We start from the raw sequence: 853 nt of genomic DNA, 5'->3' as shown, positions 1-853 counted from the left end.
CTAGGTGGTGTGGACACTTATCGCATCCATAAGATGATTGCTGCGAGAGTGACGACGGCACGGTAATTTCGGGCGGTCTTTTCGAAGCGGGTTGCGACGCGGCGAAATTGCTTGAGCTTGGAGAAGCAGCATTCCACGAGATGGCGCTGGGCATAGAGGTGCTTGTCGAGCGGATATTTGAGTGCACGTGACGGGTTGTTGGGGATGACGGCGAGCGCGCCTTTGGCAGCGATGGCCTGGCGCAAGTGATCGGCGTCATAGGCCGTATCAGCCATGACGACCTCGGCGGGTGATCCCTCGATCAATGCGGCGGCTTGCGGTGCATCGCCCTTCTGGCCTGCGGTAAGCGTGAATCGCACAGGACATCCCAAGCCGCGAACGGCCAGGTGTATCTTGGTGCTCAGGCCGCCGCGCGAGCGGCCAAGCGCCTGATCTTCAGACCCCCTTTTTTCGCCCCGGCGGCGTGCTGATGCGCCCGGACGATGGTGGAATCGACGATCAGATACTCGAAGTCCGGATCATCGGACATTGCCTCGAATATCCGCCACCAAACACCCTTGATGCTCCATCGACTGAAGCGCCGGAACACGCTGTTCCAATCCCCGAAGGCTTCCGGAAGATCACGCCAGGGAGCGCCCGTACGCACGATCCAAAGCACCCCTTCCACAAACATCCGGTTGTCGCGTCCGGTGGAGCCCTTCTGGTCAGGCCGACCTATAATCAGGGGAGCCATCCGCTCCCAAGCCGCGTCGCTCAAAACCAAACGATCCATCACACCCAAGGCCGCCTCCCAAAAAGCAGCCTTGAATCTGATTTGCTCCTAAAAGGGAATCCTTAGAGTCCACACCACCTA

General features: G+C 59.3%; 1 pseudogene. It reads right to left on the bottom strand.

Features of this window, described 5'->3' with window-relative positions:
* Positions 1-17 precede the first annotated feature (17 nt).
* Positions 18-733 (bottom strand): annotated as a pseudogene (locus GWE18_RS41910) (IS5 family transposase).
* Positions 734-853 lie beyond the last annotated feature (120 nt).

The sequence above is a fragment of the Bradyrhizobium sp. CSA112 genome, from assembly GCF_029051645.1.
Lineage (GTDB): Bacteria > Pseudomonadota > Alphaproteobacteria > Rhizobiales > Xanthobacteraceae > Bradyrhizobium.
The sequence above is the reverse complement of the archived record's forward strand: the minus strand, read 5'-3'. Positions and strand labels throughout refer to the sequence as shown.